This is a genomic window from Oerskovia enterophila (assembly GCF_044748475.1).
In the GTDB taxonomy this organism is placed as follows: Bacteria; Actinomycetota; Actinomycetes; order Actinomycetales; family Cellulomonadaceae; genus Oerskovia; species Oerskovia enterophila.
This window is the reverse complement of sequence record NZ_JBIVFZ010000002.1, coordinates 127,650-145,581: the sequence shown is the minus strand read 5'-3', so window position 1 is coordinate 145,581 and position 17,932 is coordinate 127,650. Positions and strand designations below refer to the sequence as shown.

The following is a 17,932-nucleotide window of genomic DNA, read 5'->3' as shown; positions in this document are numbered from 1 at the left end:
CGAAGGTGCTGGCTGCGGATGAAAAAGCTTGGTTGTGCACCTACGCGACCGGCAGGTGCGGGTACGCGGCCTCGCGGTGCTGGAACTCGAGCACCGCCGGGTTGAGGACCACCCCGTCGCGGATCTCGATCGCACGGCGGACCGTCTCGTTCTCGTCCCAGCCCGCGGGTCCGGCCATGACGGCCGGGAGGAACGGCAGCACGGCAGAGCTGATCTCCCAGGTCGCCGAGTTCCACAGGTAGGACGGGCTGTGGTCCACGGCGTAGTAGTTGATGCTCTCGCCGACCGTGACCAGGGGGTCGGCGAAGGTCGTGGAGCGGGCCCAGTCGAACGCCATGCCGTCGTCGCACGAGACGTCGACGATCAGGCTGCCGGGCCGGAAGGCGCCCAGGTCCTCGGTGCGCAGGTACAGCAGCGGCGCGTTGGGGTCCTGGAGCGTGCAGTTGACGACGATGTCGCTCTCCGCGAGGAACGGCGCGAGCGGGAGACGGCCCTCGTCGGTGATGACCTCGCTGAGGTACGGCTCGTCGTCGTGGTCGAACTGGACGATCTGCGCCGAGTGGATGGGCGCGGCGACCGCGGCGACCCGGCGGTTGGTCAGCACGCGGACGTCGTGGATGCCGTGCGCGTTGAGCGCCGTGACGGCCCCGCGCGCCGTGGCGCCGAACCCGATCACGACCGCGGTCAGGCGCCGGCCGTAGTCGCCCGTCGAGCCGCACAGCTCGAGCGCGTGCAGCACCGAGCAGTAGCCGGCCATCTCGTTGTTCTTGTGGAAGACGTGCAGGCCGAACCCGCCGTCCGCCGCCCAGTGGTGCATCGCCTCGAACGCGACGAGCGTGAGCCTCTTGTCGATCGCGAGCTGCGTCAGCTCGCGGTCCTGGACGCAGTGCGGCCAGCCCCACAGCGTCTGCCCGGGGCGCAGGTCGCGCAGGTCCTCGTGCTGCGGCTTGGGCAGCAGGACCACGTCGGCGGCCTCGATGACCTCGGTGCGTGTACCCAGCGCTCGCACCCAGGGAGCGATCTGCTCGTCGCTCACCCCGAAGCGCTCGCCGTAGCCGCGCTCGACGACGATCCGGGCCCGCAGCTCGGGCGCGATCCGTTCGAGGTGGTCCGGATGGAGGGGGAGCCTGCGCTCGTCGGGCTTCCGCGACGCTCCGAGGAGGCCCAGGATGGAGTCGTTCGATGCTGTTGTCACGCTTGTCCCGTCAACGAGACCACGGTGGCCCTGTAGTGCGGACGCTACACCGGTGCGGAGGGCGCGGGGACCACCCGGGTCCAGGTCTCGGCGGCTCCCGGGCACGACGAAGCCCCCGGACCCGAGGGTCCAGGGGCTTGGTCTGCGGTGCCCTCGATAGGACTCGAACCTACGACCTTCTGCTCCGGAGGCAGACGCTCTATCCACTGAGCTACGAGGGCAGCATGCGTTCGCTCTGACGAGCATCCGGCACGGTGCACGAGACTACCAGCCTCCGGCGGGTTCGTGCTCCCACCTGCCCGGATCCGCACGTTCTGCCCGCCCGTCGGGGCGGGGTGACCGGACTCACCACCCCAGGAGACCCCTCGGGACGGATGCCCGGGGCGACCGGTGCGTACCCTCCTTGAGTGGATCGCCAGGACTCGAGCTCGACCCCCGACAGCACCCTCCGGCCGTGGAGAGGGCGGTTCGTCGTCCTCGCCGGGATCGTCCTCGCCGCGTTCAACCTGCGGATCGCGGTCGCCGCGGTCTCCCCGATCCTCGACGTGGTCCGGGTCGACATCGACCTGAGCGACCAGCTCGCGGGGCTGCTCGGCACGGTCCCCGTGATCGCGTTCGCGGTCTTCGGCTCGCTCGTGCCTGCCCTCTCCCGCCGCTTCGGTCTGGAGCCCACGCTCGTCGCGGCGCTCCTGATCAGCGCGGTCGGCGAGATCCTGCGGTCCGTCTCGACCTCGGCCCCCGGCTTCCTGGTGTGGACCGCGGTGGCGCTCGCGGGCATGGGCATGGGTAACGTGCTGCTCCCGCCGCTCGTCAAGAGGTACTTCCCCGACCGCATCGGCGCGGTGACCGCGGCCTACACCGTGACGCTCTCGCTGAGCACCGCGATCCCGCCGCTCCTCGTGGTCGGCATGGCGTCGTCGCTGGGCTGGCGCCCGGCGCTGGGCGGGTGGGCGCTCGTGGGGCTGCTCGCGGCCGTGCCGTGGACCGTCGTGATCGTGCGCTCGGCGCGCGCCCGTGCCGAGCTCGCGTCGGTGCTCGAGCACTCGCCCGAGCACACCGTGGGCCTCGACGGACGTCACCGCCACGCGGGCCGCGCCTGGCGCAGCCCGCTCGCATGGGGCATCGCGGTCATGTTCGGGCTCAACTCGCTCAACACCTACGTGATGTTCGCGTGGTTGCCGCACGTCCTGATCGACTCGGGCATGTCCGAGCCGGTCGCGGCGAGCGCGCTCGCGCTCTACGCCTTCGTCGGCATGCCCATGTCGATCGTCACGCCGCTGCTCGCGGCCCGGATGCGCAACCCGTACCTGCTGGTCGTGCTCTTCGTCGCGATGCTCGCGGTCGGCTACGCCGGGCTCATGGGCGCCCAGGCCGGCCCCGCCACCTGGGTGTGGGTCGTCCTCGCGGGGCTCGGGGCCTCGACGTTCCCCCTGGGCCTCGCGCTCATCAACCTGCGGAGCCGTACCTCGGCAGGGGCCGTGGCGCTGTCGGGGTTCGTGCAGGGCGTCGGCTACCTCGTCGCGGGGGCAGGGCCGCTGACCGCGGGCATCCTCTACGGGCGCAGCGGCACCTGGACCAGCACCTTCGTCTTCCTGTTCGGCACGCTCGTCGTGATCCTCCTCGCCGCGGTCGCGGGCTGCCGGCCGTCCATGATCGAGGACTCGTGGGGACGCAGGGCCCGCCCGGGGGAGTGACGCCGGGGGAGGGCGACGACGCGAGGTGAGCGACGCCGTCGGGCCGGTGGGGCAGACCCGCCGGGCGACGCGCGGCGCGACGTCGGAGCACGCACCGGTGGCCGCCCGTCCGCCCGTCGCGGACGGCGACGCAAAGCCCTGGCGTCCCTCGCTAGAATCGTCGGGTGACCCCCAACGAGCTCTCCGAAGCGCTGAGCGCTGCCCTGGCCTCCGCCGTCGCCGACGGCACCCTCGCCCTGCCTGCCGACGCGGTCCCCGCGTCGGTCCACGTCGAGCGACCCCGCCAGCGCGAGCACGGCGACTGGGCCACGAACGTCGCCCTGCAGCTCGCGAAGAAGGCCGGCGTCGCCCCGCGCGTCCTGGCCGAGGACCTCGCGCAGCGCCTCGCCGCGCACCCGGGCATCAAGTCCGTGGACATCGCGGGACCGGGCTTCCTGAACATCACGCTCGACGCGGCGGCCGCGGGCGAGCTCGCCCGCACGATCCTCGCCCAGGGCGCGACCTACGGGAACAACGACTCCGAGGCCGGCACGCGCATCAACCTCGAGTTCGTCTCGGCGAACCCCACGGGCCCCATCCACATCGGCGGCGTGCGCTGGGCCGCGGTCGGCGACTCGCTGGCCCGCGTGCTCCAGGCCTCGGGCGCCGTCGTCGAGCGCGAGTACTACTTCAACGACCACGGCGCGCAGATCGACCGCTTCGCGCGCTCGCTGCTCGCGCGCGCCAAGGGTCAGGACGCCCCGGAGGACGGCTACGGCGGCCAGTACATCTCGGACATCGCAGAGGCCGTCATCGCCGACGCGATCGCCGCGGGCGACCCGGACCCGCGCACGCTGCCCGACGACGAGGCCCAGGAGGTCTTCCGGGCGCGCGGCGTCGAGCGCATGTTCGACGAGATCCGCGCCGCGCTGCACGACTTCGGCGTCGACTTCGACGTCTACTTCCACGAGGACTCGCTGCACGAGTCCGGCGCGGTCGAGCGCGCGGTCCAGCGCCTGCGCGAGGGCGGCCACGTGTTCGAGGCCGACGGCGCGACGTGGCTGCGCACGACCGACTTCGGTGACGACAAGGACCGCGTCATCATCAAGTCGGACGGCGAGGCCGCGTACATCGCGGGCGACATCGCGTACTACCTCGACAAGCGCGAGCGCGGGTTCGACGACGTCATCATCATGCTCGGCGCGGACCACCACGGGTACGTGAGCCGCATGATGGCCGTGTGCGCGGCGTTCGGCGACGAGCCGGGCAAGAACCTGCAGATCCTCATCGGACAGATGGTCAACCTGGTCAAGGACGGCCAGCCGGTCCGCATGTCCAAGCGCGCCGGGACGGTCGTGACGCTCGAGGACCTGGTCGACGCCGTGGGCGTGGACGCCGCGCGCTACTCGCTCGCACGCTCCTCGACCGACTCGAGCATCGACCTGGACCTCGACCTGCTGTCCAGGGCGACCAACGAGAACCCGGTCTTCTACGTGCAGTACGCGCACGCCCGCACCGCGAACGTCGCGCGCAACGCGGAGGCGCACGGTGTCTCGCGGTTCCGTGAGGACGGGAGCGAGGCGTTCGACCCGTCGCTCCTGACGCACGAGACCGAGTCGATCCTGCTCGGTGCGCTCACCGAGTTCCCCCGCGTCGTGGGCCAGGCCGCCGAGCTGCGTGAGCCGCACCGCGTCGCGCGCTACCTCGAGGCGCTCGCGGGCGACTACCACTCCTGGTACCACGAGTGCCGCGTGACGCCGCTGGGCGACGAGGAGGTCACGGACGTGCACCGCACGCGCCTGTGGCTCAACGACGCGACGCGTCAGGTCCTCGCCAACGGCCTCGGCCTGCTGGGCGTGTCCGCGCCGGAGCGCATGTGAGCGCGTCGGCAGGCCCGACGACGCCGCCCGCCTTCTCGCCGACCGGCACCTACGTGCCGGGCGAGCCGTGGTCGAGCGGCGTGCGCCGCGGGCCCGACGGCGCGCTCACGGTCGCGGGGGTCGACGTGCGTGAGCTCGCGGTCGCCCAGGGCACCCCGGCCTACGTGCTCGACGAGGCCGACCTGCGCGAGCGCGCCCGCTCGTACCGTCGCGCGTTCGAGGCCGCGTTCGCCGAGGTCGGCGCGGGCGTCGACGTGTACTACGCGGGCAAGGCATTCCTGTCGGTCGCCGTGGCCCGCTGGGTCCACGCCGAGGGCCTGCGGGTCGACACCGCGACGGGCGGCGAGCTCGCGGTCGCGCTGCGCGCGGGCGTGCCCGGAGAGCACATCGGCCTGCACGGCAACAACAAGTCCGACGCGGAGATCGCGCGAGCGCTCGACGCGGGCGTGGGCCGGATCATCGTCGACTCGCTCGTCGAGGTCGAGCGCGTGGCCGCAGCCTCGCGCGCACGCGGCGGGGCTCCGGCCCCGGTCATGATCCGCGTGACGACGGGCGTGCACGCGGGCGGTCACGAGTACATCTCGACCGCGCACGAGGACCAGAAGTTCGGGCTCTCGCTCGCGACCGGTGGCCACGTCGCGACGGGGGCGGGCGCGCAGACCGAGGACAGCCCGGCCATGACCGCGCTCCTCGCGGTGCTCGCGCACCCCGAGCTCGAGCTCCTGGGCATCCACTCGCACATCGGTTCGCAGATCCTCGACCCCTCGGGCTTCGAGGTCGCGGCGCGCAAGGTCCTCGAGCTGCGGGCCGCGCTCGCGCAGCGCACGGGCTTCCTCGTCCCCGAGGTGGACCTGGGCGGCGGGTACGGCATCGCCTACCTGCCGGGAGAGGTCGCGCTCGACCCCGACCGCATCGCGAAGGACGTCGCGGCCTCGGTCGCGGCCTCGTCGGCGGACCTCGGCACGCCCCTGCCGCGTTTCTCGATCGAGCCGGGCCGGGCGATCGTCGGGCCCGCGGGCCTGACGCTCTACACGGTCGGCACGGTCAAGCCCGTGCGGGTCGGCGGACCGGACGGCGAGGCTGGGAGCACGATCGTGCGGACCTACGTCTCGATCGACGGCGGCATGAGCGACAACATCCGTCCCGCCCTGTACGGCGCGGACTACCACGCTGAGCTCGCGAACCGGCTCTCGGACGCCGCGCCCGTGCTCGCGCGCGTGGTCGGCAAGCACTGCGAGAGCGGTGACATCGTGGTCCACGACGTGCTCCTGCCGGGAGACGTCCGGGCGGGCGACCTGCTGGCCGTCGCGGCGACGGGGGCCTACGGACGCTCGATGGCCTCGAACTACAACCACGTGCCCCGGCCCCCGGTCGTGGCCGTGGCCGACGGCGGGACCAGGGTCCTGGTCCGTCGTGAGACCGAGGACGACCTGCTCGCGCTCGACCAGGGCTAGCGGCCGGGCGCGCGGCTCTCGCCGGGCCCGCGTCCGGCACCCGTATCCTGAGACGGGCGCCCAGGATCCGGGCAGCAGAGCGAGGATCGACACGCTCAGGATCGACCGGTCGGGGAGCGACGCACGGCGTCGTGACCCGTCGGGACCGAGCGGCCACCTCCGACGCGACCGCGTCCGGCAGGGGCCGAGAACGACGGCACCGCTGACCGTGCGGGCCGGGGTGATGGAGGAGGAGCTTCGTGGGAGCCAGCCAGCAGGAGCAAGGTCCGCTGCGCGTCGCGCTGCTCGGGTGCGGCGTCGTGGGGTCCGAGGTGGCCAGGCTGCTGACGCAGCAGAGCGCGGACCTGGCCTCGCGCGTCGGGGCGCCGCTCGAGCTCGTGGGGATCGCGGTGCGCGACGCGTCCGCACCGCGCCCGCTCGCCGCGTCGGTCGACCGCTCGCTCCTCACGGAGGACGCCGAGGGGCTCGTCGCGCGCGCCGACATCGTCATCGAGGTCATGGGCGGGATCGAGCCGGCCCGCTCGCTGCTGCTGCGCGCGATCGAGTCGGGCGCCGCGGTGGTGACCGCGAACAAGGCGCTCCTGGCCGAGGACGGCCCCACGCTCTACAAGGCCGCGGACACCGCGGGCGTCGACATCTACTTCGAGGCCGCGGTCGCGGGCGCGATCCCGATCGTCCGTCCGGTGCGCGAGTCGCTCGCGGGCGACAGCGTGCGCCGCATCCTGGGCATCGTCAACGGCACCACGAACTACGTCCTGGACCAGATGGCCAGCACGGGCATGTCGTTCGACGACGCGGTCAAGCAGGCCCAGGACCTCGGCTACGCGGAGGCCGACCCCACGGCCGACGTCGAGGGCTTCGACGCCGCGGCCAAGGCCGCGATCCTCGCGAGCCTCGCGTTCCACACGCGGGTCTCGCTCGAGGACGTCGCCCGCGAGGGCATCACGCGCATCACGGCCGACGACGTCGCGTGGGCCGCGCAGACCGGCCACGTCATCAAGCTGCTCGCGATCGCGGAGTCCGTCACGGGCGACGACGGCGCGCACGGCGTCTCGGTGCGCGTGCACCCCGCGCTCGTGCCGCTCACGCACCCGCTCGCCGGGGTCCGGGGAGCCTTCAACGCGGTCTTCGTCGAGGCCGACGCCGCGGGCGAGCTCATGTTCTACGGCCGTGGCGCGGGCGGCGCCCCCACGGCCTCGGCCGTGCTGGGCGACGTCGTGTCGGCGGCCCGCCACCGGGTCCTGGGCGGCAAGGGCCCCGAGGAGTCCACCTACGCTGCCCTGCCGATCCTGCCGGCCAGCACCGCGGTCACGCGCTACCAGGTCCGCCTCGCGGTCGACGACCGTCCCGGCGTCCTGGCACAGGTGGCTCAGGTCCTGGCCTCGAAGGGCGTCTCGATCGAGGCCGTCCGCCAGCCGTCGGAGCCCTCGGTGCCCGGGGCCGATGGTGCGGAGGACGACGGGTCGACCGGCGTCGCACACCTGGTCATCACGACCCACGCCGCTGCGGAGGCCGCGCTCGCCGCGACGGTCGACGCGATCGCGGTGCTCGAACCCGTCCAAGAGATCACGTCCGTCCTGAGAGTCGAGGGAGCCTGATGGCCCACCAGTGGCGAGGCATCATCGCCGAGTACGCCGACCGCCTGCCCGCCCACGTCCAGGAGCGCATCGTGACGCTCGGCGAGGGTGGCACGCCCCTCGTCGAGGCGCCCGCGCTCTCGGCCCGGACCGGGGCCCAGGTCTTCCTCAAGGTCGAGGGCATGAACCCGACCGCCTCGTTCAAGGACCGCGGCATGACCGCCGCGATCTCCTCGGCCGCGGGCCGCGGGGCGAAGGCCGTGGTGTGCGCGTCGACGGGCAACACGTCGGCGTCGGCCGCCGCGTACGCGACCAAGGCCGGCATGGTCTGCGCCGTCCTGGTCCCGGACGGCAAGATCGCGATGGGCAAGCTGAGCCAGGCGATCGCGCACGGCGCCAAGCTGCTCCAGGTCGACGGCAACTTCGACGACTGCCTGGTCGCGGCGCGCAAGCTCGCCGAGGCGTACCCGGTCGAGCTCGTGAACTCCGTGAACCCCGACCGCATCGAGGGCCAGAAGACCGGCGCGTTCGAGATCGTCGACGCGCTGGGCGACGCCCCGGACATCCACGCGCTGCCCGTGGGCAACGCGGGCAACATCACGGCGTACTGGAAGGGCTTCCGCGAGTACGCGGGCCTCGGCGACCCGGACGCGCCGGGGGCGCACCTGCCTGCGGTCAGCACCAGGACCCCCATCATGTGGGGCTTCCAGGCTGCCGGCGCGGCCCCGATCGTCGCGGGCCACCCCATCACGCACCCCGAGACCATCGCGACCGCGATCCGGATCGGCAACCCCGCGTCGTGGGCCCAGGCGGAGGCTGCTCGCGACGAGTCGGGCGGCGTCATCGAGGCCGTGACCGACGAGCAGATCCTCGCCGCGCACCGCATCCTGTCGGCCGAGGCCGGCGTGTTCGTCGAGCCCGGCTCGGCGGCGGGCGTCGCGGGCATCCTCTCGCGGGCAGAGCGTGGCCTCGTCCCGGCCGGTGCGCGCATCGTCGTCACGGTCACGGGCCACGGCCTCAAGGACCCGCAGTGGGCCCTCAAGACGCTCGACGGCGCCGACGTCACCCCCATCCGGGTCAGCGCCGACGTCGTCTCGATCGCCGACGCGCTCCAGCTCGGCTGAGCACACCTCGCACGTCCTGCCCGCCCCGGCTGCCCGCCGGGGCGGGCAGCGGACGGGCGCCTCCCCACCCTTCACCTGACGAGAGGTCACCGCGATGCAGCTCGGAGCCGACCATGTGCGGGTGCGCGTGCCCGCCACGAGCGCGAACCTGGGGCCCGGGTTCGACGCCCTGGGGCTGGCGCTCGCGCGCTACGACGTCCTCGAGGTCCGCGCGCTGGGCAACGGTGACGTGGTCGTCGACGTCGAGGGGGAGGGGGCCGGCGAGGTCCCCGGGGACGAACGGCACCTGGTGGTGCGCGCGCTGCGCGCGGCCCTCGAGCTCGTCGGGGCTCCCCAGACCGGGCTCCACCTGACCTGCACCAACGCGATCCCGCACGGTCGGGGGCTCGGTTCGTCCGCGGCCGCGGTCGTGGCGGGCATCGCCGCGGCCCGCGCGCTCGTCGCGGACCCCGCGGCGCTCGACGACGCGGCGGTCCTGCAGCTCGCGACCGAGTTCGAGGGGCACCCCGACAACGCGGCTCCGGCGATCTACGGCGGCGCGACCATCGCCTGGACCAGCACGGTCGAGGGGCGCGAGGGCGCGCACGCCGTGCGGCTCGACGTCCACCCGGACATCGAGGCCACGGTCCTGGTCCCCTCGACGCGGCTCGCCACGAGCCGTGCTCGAGGCGTGCTGCCGCAGACCGTCCCGCACGCCGACGCAGCGCTCAACGCGGGCCGCGCGGCGCTGCTCGTCGACGCGTTGACGCGCTCGCCCCAGCACCTGTTCGAGGCCACCGAGGACCGTCTCCACCAGGAGTATCGCGCGGGCGTCATGACTGCCTCGTGGGAGCTCGTGCGCGCGCTGCGTCTCGACGGCCTCGCCGCGACCATCTCGGGGGCCGGGCCGACGGTCCTGCTCCTGGGCCGTGCACAGGACCGCGAGCACGCGGACGCGGTCCTGCGCGAGCTGCTGCACGGCTCGGACCTGTGGCGGGCCTACCGTCCGGGGATCGACCTGGAGGGCGTCCGCTCGGAGCGGGTCGTCGGCAGCACGGGCCTGCCGGCATCGATGCGCTGAGCGACGCGTCGACCGGTGCGGCGACCGGTGCGGCGACTGGTCTTCCCGGGTGCTACGGATGGTAGAATCCATTGAGCCTTCGCAGGTTCGTGATGATGCCTCGGTGATTCCTCGACGAATCTCCGCCGAGTCCCCGGGCATCGGCAGAGCAACCACTGACTGCGCCTCATACCCCGCGAGAAGGCAATCCAGCCCACGTCAGCTGACGTCGTCGTACCACTGACGCGTGGTTCCACTGCGTTCCGGCCGTCACGTGCCGAGCGTCGATCACCCGCGGCCCACCCCTCGCACAGAGCAAGTGGGCGCAAACGAGGGGAAGGGTCCTTCGTGACAGACACCACCGACACCGCCCGTGCAGGCGCACTCTCGACGCTGCGCCTCCCCGAGCTGCAGGCACTCGCCTCGCAGCTCGGTGTGAAGGGCACGTCCAAGATGCGCAAGAGCGATCTTGTCGACGTCATCCGTTCCACCTCCGGCGAGACGAGCGCCTCCGGGCGCCCCGCCGGAGCGTCCGCTCCTGCGCGTCGCGCGCCGGAGAAGGACACCTCGACCGAGAAGGTCGTGCTGCCCGCCGTCGAGGCGCCCGCACGTCAGGCGACCGAGAGCATCGAGCGTCCTCGCCGCGAGCGAGGCGCACGCGCCGAGCGCGCCGGCAAGGGCGAGAGCAGCGACAAGGCAGCCGACATCATCGCCCCGCTGCTCGAGCAGACCGCGCGTGCGGCTCGCGACGGCGGCGACCGTCCGGTCGCCGGCGAGACCCCCGACGAGCGCGCTGCACGCGCAGCCGCCGCGGTCGGTCTCGTCACGGGCTCCGAGCGCGGTTCGCGTCGTTCCGGTCGGGGCGCCGGTGCTCCGCGCGGCGGCGAGGCCGAGCAGGCTCGCGAGACGGCCCCCGAGGGCGGCGCGGCCCGTCAGGGCGGCGAGCGTCAGCAGCAGGGTCAGCGCGACCAGCAGGGGCAGCGCGACCAGCAGGGGCAGCGCGACCAGCAGGGCGGCGACCGTCAGCAGGGCGGTCAGCGCACCGACCGTCAGCAGGGTCAGCGCGACCAGCAGGCGCAGGGCAACCAGCAGGGCGGCCAGCGCACCGACCGTCAGCAGGGTCAGCGCGACCAGCAGGGCGGCGACGACTACGACGAGCGCGGCGGACGCCGCCGTCGGGGTCGCGACCGCAACCGCGACCGCGACCGCAAGCGCGGACGCACGCGCGGCGGGAACATCGACGTCGCGGGCCTCGACGAGATCGAGGTCACCGAGGACGACGTCCTGCTGCCCGTCGCGGGCATCCTCGACGTCCTCGACCAGTACGCGTTCGTGCGCACGAGCGGCTACCTGCCCGGACCGAACGACGTCTACGTCTCGCTCGGACAGGTCAAGAAGGCGGGCCTGCGCCGCGGCGACGCGATCATGGGGGCCGTGCGTCAGCCCCGCGACGGCGAGAGCTTCCAGCAGACGGGACCGCGCAACCAGAAGTTCAACGCGCTGGTCCGTCTCGACTCGGTCAACGGCATGGCCCCCGAGGCCGCCCGCAACCGCGCCGAGTTCAACAAGCTCACGCCGCTCTACCCGCAGGAGCGCCTGCGTCTGGAGACGGGCGAGGTCGGTCGACTCACGCCGCGCGTGATCGACATCGTCGCACCGATCGGCAAGGGGCAGCGTGGCCTGATCGTCGCGCCGCCCAAGGCCGGCAAGACGATCATCATGCAGCAGATCGCCAACGCGATCACGACGAACAACCCTGAGGTCCACCTCATGGTCGTGCTCGTGGACGAGCGACCCGAAGAGGTCACCGACATGGAGCGCACGGTCAAGGGCGAGGTCATCGCCTCGACCTTCGACCGTCCGGCCTCCGACCACACGATCGTCGCCGAGCTCGCGATCGAGCGCGCCAAGCGTCTCGTGGAGCTGGGCCAGGACGTCGTCGTGCTGCTCGACTCGCTCACGCGTCTCTCGCGCGCCTACAACCTCGCGGCTCCGGCCTCGGGGCGCATCCTGTCCGGTGGTGTCGACGCCTCGGCGCTCTACCCGCCCAAGCGCTTCTTCGGTGCGGCGCGCAACATCGAGAACGGTGGGTCGCTCACGATCCTCGCCTCGGCGCTCGTCGAGACCGGCTCGAAGATGGACGAGGTCATCTTCGAGGAGTTCAAGGGCACGGGAAACATGGAGCTCCGGCTCTCCCGCTCGCTCGCGGACAAGCGCATCTTCCCGGCCGTGGACGTCAACGCGTCCGGCACGCGCCGCGAGGAGATCCTCATGCCGCAGGACGAGCTCCGCATCGTCTACAAGCTGCGCCGCGTGATGGGCGCGCTCGACCAGCAGCAGGCGATCGAGCTGCTGCTCGGCAAGCTCAAGGAGACCAAGTCCAACGTCGAGTTCCTGCTCCAGGTGCAGAAGACGACGCCGGGCGGTATCCACAACGACGAAGAGGTCGGCCGCGCCGTCTGATCCGTCCTGCGGGTCGGTCGCGCCCTCGTCCTGACGGCCGGCCGACCCGCAGATTTTTCGTGTGCCGGACCCGTCTGGCACAATGTCCTGTTGGTTTCCCCGTCCCCGGTTCACGGCTGCTGTCCAGGCAGGCGACCCGGGGGCACCCCACTGAGGAGAGTCCTGTGAAGGCTGATATCCACCCCACGTACGTCGTGACCGAGGTGACCTGCACCTGCGGTTCCACGTTCGTCACGCGCAGCACCGAGACGTCCGGGCGCATCTCGTCCGACGTCTGCTCCGCCTGCCACCCGTTCTACACGGGCAAGCAGAAGATCCTCGACACCGGTGGCCGTGTGGCTCGCTTCGAGGCTCGTTACGGCAAGAAGGCCGCCGACAAGTAGCGACTCTCCAGCGCCGGTGGTCCGAGCGCCCGTCCAACCTCTCCAGGGGCAGGCGGCGTGCTCGTTCCACCGGCGCTGTCGTCTTTCCCGGTGGGCGGGTGCCCGGCGCGCACGTGCCGGAGGCTCCCGCACCGAGCCGCACCCAGCCATACCGGCCGCGCAGAGTCGCACGCAGCCGGACAGCCCTAACCATCCCTCTCGTCAGGACACCCTCGTGACCGAGTCCTTCGCCGCCGTCGAACACCTGCTCGCCGAGCACGCCGAGATCGAGACGCTGCTCGCCGACCCCGCGGTCCACGCGGACGCCGGCCGGGCGCGCACGCTCGGGCGCCGCTACGCCGAGCTGGGCCAGGTCGTCGCGGCCTACCGCGCGTGGCGCGACGCGACCGACGACGTCGAGGCCGCGGCCGAGCTGGTGGCCGAGGACAGCTCGTTCGCCGCCGAGCTGCCCGCGCTCCAGGAGACGGCCGCGGCCGCGACCGAGAAGCTGCGCCGGGTCCTCGTGCCGCGCGACCCCGACGACGGGCGCGACGTGATCCTCGAGATCAAGGCGGGCGAGGGCGGCGAGGAGTCCGCGCTGTTCGCGGGCGACCTGCTGCGCATGTACCTGCGCTACGCCGAGCGCCGGGGCTGGAAGACCGAGATCATCGAGGCCACCGACTCGGACCTCGGCGGCTACAAGGACGTCCAGGTCGCGGTCAAGGCGCGAGCGGGCGCCACGGATCCCGCGGACGGCGTGTGGGCCAACCTCAAGTACGAGGGCGGCGTGCACCGCGTCCAGCGCGTGCCCGTGACCGAGTCCCAGGGCCGCATCCACACCTCGGCCGCGGGCGTGCTCGTGTTCCCCGAGGTCGAGGACGCGGGCGAGATCGAGATCGACCAGAACGAGCTCCGCATCGACGTGTACCGGTCCTCGGGCCCGGGCGGGCAGTCGGTCAACACGACGGACTCCGCGGTGCGCATCACGCACCTGCCCACGGGGATCACGGTCTCGATGCAGAACGAGAAGTCCCAGCTCCAGAACCGCGAGCAGGCCATGCGCGTGCTGCGCGCCCGCCTCCTGGCCGCGCGCCAGGAGGAGGAGGCGGCCGCCGCGAACGACCTGCGCCGGTCCCAGGTGCGCACGGTCGACCGGTCCGAGCGCATCCGGACCTACAACTACCCGGAGAACCGCATCGCGGACCACCGCACGGGGTACAAGGCGTACAACCTGGACCAGGTCCTCGACGGCGACCTGGAGCCCGTGATCCGCTCGGCCATCGACGCCGACGAGGCGGCACGCCTCGCCGCAGCGGCGTCGTGACGTCGGTCGGGGTCCCGGGCCCGGCCCCGATGCCCGCAGGCCTGCCCGACGACGTCTCGCGCCTCCTGCGGGAGGCTGCGGCCGGTCTGGCACAGGCGGGCATCGACTCCCCGCGCGTGGACGCCGAGCTGCTGCTCGCGCACGTCGCGGGCGTGCCGCGTGAACGGGTCGTCTCCGCGGCCGTGCTCGGCAGGCCCGTCGCGTCGCTGCTGCTCGCGAGCGGGAGCGCGCCGGGCGCCGACCGGACGGCCGAGCAGGTGCTCGACGAGATGGCCCGCCTCCTCGCGGCCCGCGCCGCGCGCGTCCCGCTCCAGCACCTGACGGGCTCGGCGCCGTTCCGGCACCTCGATCTCCTCGTGGGGCCCGGCGTGTTCGTCCCGCGCCCCGAGACCGAGCAGGTCGCACAGGTCGCGATCGACGAGGCGCTCGAGGTCGCCGCGCGCAGGCCCGGGGCGCCGGTCGTCGCCGTCGACCTGTGCACGGGCTCGGGCGCGATCGCCCTGGCCCTCGCGACCGAGGTCCCCACGGCCCGGGTGCACGCGGTCGAGCTCGACCGCGATGCCCATTCCTGGGCCGAGCGCAACGTGACGCGCACGCGCGCGGAGAGCGGCGCCGTCGTGCACCTCGTGCGCGGCGACGCGCGCACCGCGTTCGCCGACCTCGACGGGGCGTGCGACGTCGTCGTGTCCAACCCGCCCTACGTCCCGCCGGGCGCGGTCCCGCGCGACCCCGAGGTCGCGCTGCACGACCCGCAGGTCGCGCTCTACGGCCTGGGCGACGACGGTCTCGAGGTGCCGCGCGGCGTGACGCGCGCCGCGGCCCGGCTCCTGGCCGACGGCGGGCTCTACGTCATGGAGCACGCCGAGGTCCAGGCCGAGGCGGCCCGTGGCATGGTGGCCCGGGTCGGCGGGTTCGACGAGATCCGGACCGTCGACGACCTGACCGGCAGACCCCGCATGGTCGTCGCGCGCCGCGTGCGCGCGACGAGCGACGCACCGGCCGCGCAAGCGGACCCTTCGGACATGGAAGACTGAGAACCGTGAGCTCTGTGCACCCCGTCACCGACCCGAACGCCTGGGGATCGTCGATCGACGAGGCGGTGAACGCCGTCTCGCGCGGCGGGCTGATCGTCCTGCCGACCGACACCGTCTACGGGATCGGCGCCGACGCGTTCGACGCCCAGGCCGTCGCGGCCCTGCTCGCCGCGAAGGGGCGCGGGCGGCAGATGCCCCCGCCCGTCCTGGTCCCGGACACGCGGACCCTCGACGGCCTCGCGACCGACGTGTCCGCGGACGCCCGCGCGCTCGTCGAGACGTTCTGGCCCGGAGGGTTCACCATCATCCTGCCCGCCCAGCCGTCGCTCGCCTGGGACCTGGGGGAGACGCACGGCACGGTCGCGCTGCGCATGCCGGACCACCCCGCGGCCCTCGCGCTCCTCCGCCGCACCGGACCGCTCGCGGTCTCGAGCGCGAACGCGACGGGTCGCCCCGCAGCCCTCGACGTGACGACGGCGCAGGAGCAGCTCGGCGACTCGGTCACGGTCTACCTGGACGGCGGCGACGCACCCGGGGGAGTGGCCTCGACCATCGTCGACGCGACCGGTCCGCACCTGCGCGTCGTCCGGGAGGGGGCCGTCTCGCTCGAACGCATGCGCGTGATCGCGCCCGTGCTCGGGCTCGGCGAGGAGCCGCAGGAGCCCGACGACGAGGCGCAGGCCCCCGAGACGGCCTCGGACGCCGCGGGCTCCGACGAGGTGCCCTCAGACGGTGCAGCCGTGGTCGGCGACGCGCCGTCCGAGCCCGGGCTCGTGCCCGCACCCACCACGGACGCCGCCCCGACCGCCACGACGAGCGACCCGGAGGCGAACGACGGGTGAGGGTCTATCTGCTCGTCCTGCTGATCGCGGCCGCGGTCACGTACCTCCTGACGCCCCTCGCCTACTGGGTCGCGGCGAGGACGGGCGCCATCACTGCCGTGCGCGACCGCGACGTGCACACCGTCCCGACCGCCCGCCTGGGAGGGCTCGCGATGACCGCGGGCCTCGTGGTCGCGGTGACGTTCGCGTCCCAGATGCCCTTCCTCAGCGGGGTCTTCGCGACCGACCAGCAGGCCTGGGCAATCGTCGGCGGCGCGGTGATCGTGTGCCTGCTCGGTGTCGCCGACGACATCTGGGACCTCGACTGGATGACCAAGCTCGCGGGACAGGTGCTCGCGGCGCTCTTCATCGCCTGGCAGGGCGTGCAGCTCGTGACGTTCCCCATCGGCGGGCTCACGATCGGCTCGCCCCGGCTCTCGCTCATCGTCACGGTGCTCGTGGTGGTCGTGGTGATGAACGCCGTCAACTTCGTCGACGGGCTCGACGGCCTGGCCGCGGGGCTCATCGCGATCGGCGGCACGGCCTACTTCGTCTACACGTACAGCCTGACCGTCGCGGCGAGCCCGACCGACTACTCGAACCTCGCGACGCTCGTCATGGCCGGGCTCGTCGGCATCTGCCTCGGGTTCCTGCCCCACAACTTCTACCCGGCCCGGATCTTCATGGGGGACTCGGGCTCCATGGTGCTCGGGCTCGTGCTCGGCGCGGCGGTCATCGTCGTGACGGGCAACATCGACCCCGGTGTCGCGGTGGACCCGAGCAAGCAGCGCACGCTCATCCCCATCCTGCTGCCCCTGGCCGTGATCCTGCTCCCGCTGCTCGACATGGTCCTCGCGGTGCTCCGCCGGGTCGGGACGGGCAAGTCACCCTTCCACCCGGACCGGCTCCACCTGCACCACCGGCTCCTCGCGCTCGGGCACTCGCACCGCCGCGCCGTGATCATCATGTACCTGTGGACCGCGGTGTTCGCGTTCGGGGCCGTGTCGCTCGTGTGGTGGCCCGCGGAGACCGTGGCGATCGGGCTCGGCGTGGCGATCGTGATCGCGCTGCTGCTCACGCTCGGGCCCCTGCGCTCCCGTGGCCGGTTCCTCGACGACGACGCGGTGACCGCGCCCGAGGGCATCCCGACGACCGTCCCGCGGCGCGCGGGAGCGCCGAGCGGCGCCTCGCCCGTCGTCCGCAGCACGGTCTCGGGCGCGACGCCGAGCACCACCGCGCCCGTCCCCGATCCTGACCCCCGACCGGCCCGCACCGGCCCGGCCCACCCTGAAGGAACCTCCCGATGACGACTCCCACGCCCCACGGCGCCGACGACCCCACGACCCCTTCGGAGCAGCCGGCCTCGCAGGCCCAGCCCGGCGAGGTCACGGCCGACGCGGTCGGTGACGCCGTGAGCGCAGTGTTCCGCACGGCCCTGCGCGACACCCTGATCCTGCTCGTCGGGCTGCTCGTCCTGGGCGTCGCGCTCGGCGCGCTCCTGGCCGGGACGGCCGGCGTGTGGGGAGCTCTCATGGGCGTCGGGATCGCGCTCGTCTTCTCCGGGACGACGATCGTGGCCATGGCCCGCACGGCCCGCTCGACCCCGACGACGACCGCCGCCGTCGTGCTGGGCAGCTGGCTCGTCAAGATCGTCCTGCTCGGGATCGTCCTCGCGGTCCTGCGGAACTACGAGTTCTACGACCGGGTCGTGTTCGCCGTGGTGCTCCTCGTGGGAGTGATCGGCTCGGCGCTGCTCGACTACCGTGCGGTCGACCGCGGCCGTATCCCGTACGTGACGCCCAAGTCCTGAGTTCGCGAGCCGGTCGGGACCGCTCCCGACGGCGCAGCGAGACCCGGCCGCCGGGACGCACATCGACCGGCGCCGGGGCATCTTAGACCCACCTCGCGCTGATCTGCCCGACGTGAGTGACCTGTGAAGGTCCGAACATGCGTTAGGCTATCGGCGAATCCATGAAGGCCTGGTCC

The 17,932-nt window shown here is 73.0% G+C and carries 14 protein-coding genes and 1 tRNA gene; 13 read left to right on the top strand and 2 right to left on the bottom strand.

The window, feature by feature from the left end:
- Positions 1-40: 40 nt before the first annotated feature.
- Positions 41-1,195, bottom strand: coding sequence for a N(5)-(carboxyethyl)ornithine synthase (locus ACIPWA_RS05315; protein ID WP_400288600.1), 1,155 nt, complete (start codon positions 1,193-1,195; stop codon positions 41-43).
- A 148-nt stretch (positions 1,196-1,343) separates the two neighbouring features.
- Positions 1,344-1,416: transfer RNA gene (locus ACIPWA_RS05310), tRNA-Arg, on the bottom strand.
- 186 nt (positions 1,417-1,602) lie between these two features.
- Between ACIPWA_RS05310 and ACIPWA_RS05305 the strand changes: the two genes are divergently transcribed.
- From ACIPWA_RS05305 to ACIPWA_RS05245, 13 genes are all read left to right on the top strand, one after another.
- Positions 1,603-2,889, top strand: coding sequence for an MFS transporter (locus ACIPWA_RS05305; RefSeq protein ID WP_082618465.1), 1,287 nt, complete (start codon positions 1,603-1,605; stop codon positions 2,887-2,889).
- A gap of 164 nt (positions 2,890-3,053) precedes the next feature.
- A complete protein-coding gene (argS, locus tag ACIPWA_RS05300; protein WP_354506915.1) occupies positions 3,054-4,748 on the top strand; it encodes an arginine--tRNA ligase in 1,695 nt (564 codons plus the stop codon).
- Positions 4,745-6,202 (top strand): diaminopimelate decarboxylase, encoded by a 1,458-nt coding sequence (lysA, locus tag ACIPWA_RS05295; RefSeq protein ID WP_082618464.1) that lies wholly within the window; start codon positions 4,745-4,747, stop codon positions 6,200-6,202. The genes argS and lysA overlap by 4 nt, the downstream gene beginning before the upstream one ends.
- A gap of 239 nt (positions 6,203-6,441) precedes the next feature.
- Positions 6,442-7,800, top strand: coding sequence for a homoserine dehydrogenase (locus ACIPWA_RS05290; protein ID WP_056646153.1), 1,359 nt, complete (start codon positions 6,442-6,444; stop codon positions 7,798-7,800).
- Positions 7,800-8,903, top strand: coding sequence for a threonine synthase (thrC, locus tag ACIPWA_RS05285; protein WP_056646156.1), 1,104 nt, complete (start codon positions 7,800-7,802; stop codon positions 8,901-8,903). Before ACIPWA_RS05290 ends, thrC begins: the two co-directional genes overlap by 1 nt.
- A gap of 94 nt (positions 8,904-8,997) precedes the next feature.
- On the top strand, positions 8,998-9,963 hold the full coding sequence (thrB, locus tag ACIPWA_RS05280; protein ID WP_056646158.1) for a homoserine kinase: 966 nt from the start codon (positions 8,998-9,000) through the stop codon (positions 9,961-9,963).
- A gap of 327 nt (positions 9,964-10,290) precedes the next feature.
- Complete coding sequence (gene rho, locus ACIPWA_RS05275) at positions 10,291-12,405, top strand: transcription termination factor Rho (protein WP_400288596.1); 2,115 nt, start codon at positions 10,291-10,293, stop codon at positions 12,403-12,405.
- 164 nt (positions 12,406-12,569) lie between these two features.
- Complete coding sequence (rpmE, locus tag ACIPWA_RS05270) at positions 12,570-12,788, top strand: 50S ribosomal protein L31 (RefSeq protein WP_056646165.1); 219 nt, start codon at positions 12,570-12,572, stop codon at positions 12,786-12,788.
- Between the two features lie 214 nt (positions 12,789-13,002).
- A complete protein-coding gene (prfA, locus tag ACIPWA_RS05265) occupies positions 13,003-14,091 on the top strand; it encodes a peptide chain release factor 1 (RefSeq protein WP_056646168.1) in 1,089 nt (362 codons plus the stop codon).
- A 29-nt stretch (positions 14,092-14,120) separates the two neighbouring features.
- The gene (prmC, locus tag ACIPWA_RS05260) at positions 14,121-15,125 is read left to right on the top strand and encodes a peptide chain release factor N(5)-glutamine methyltransferase (RefSeq protein WP_400289641.1); all 1,005 of its coding nucleotides are present in this window, start codon (positions 14,121-14,123) and stop codon (positions 15,123-15,125) included.
- Positions 15,126-15,130: 5 nt separating this feature from the next.
- A complete protein-coding gene (locus tag ACIPWA_RS05255) occupies positions 15,131-15,967 on the top strand; it encodes an L-threonylcarbamoyladenylate synthase (protein ID WP_400288593.1) in 837 nt (278 codons plus the stop codon).
- Positions 15,964-17,253, top strand: coding sequence for an MraY family glycosyltransferase (locus tag ACIPWA_RS05250; RefSeq protein WP_082849198.1), 1,290 nt, complete (start codon positions 15,964-15,966; stop codon positions 17,251-17,253). The genes ACIPWA_RS05255 and ACIPWA_RS05250 overlap by 4 nt, the downstream gene beginning before the upstream one ends.
- Positions 17,250-17,756, top strand: coding sequence for a hypothetical protein (locus ACIPWA_RS05245; protein ID WP_400288592.1), 507 nt, complete (start codon positions 17,250-17,252; stop codon positions 17,754-17,756). The genes ACIPWA_RS05250 and ACIPWA_RS05245 overlap by 4 nt, the downstream gene beginning before the upstream one ends.
- Positions 17,757-17,932: the final 176 nt, after the last annotated feature.

Bases quoted from the DNA above. Each gene is read 5' to 3' on its own strand.
- thrC (WP_056646156.1), top strand. From the start codon at position 7,800: ATGGCCCACCAGTGGCGAGGCATCATCGCCGAGTACGCCGACCGCCTG.
- thrB (WP_056646158.1), top strand. From the start codon at position 8,998: ATGCAGCTCGGAGCCGACCATGTGCGGGTGCGCGTGCCCGCCACGAGC.
- prmC (WP_400289641.1), top strand. From the start codon at position 14,121: ATGCCCGCAGGCCTGCCCGACGACGTCTCGCGCCTCCTGCGGGAGGCT.
- ACIPWA_RS05245 (WP_400288592.1), top strand. From the start codon at position 17,250: ATGACGACTCCCACGCCCCACGGCGCCGACGACCCCACGACCCCTTCG.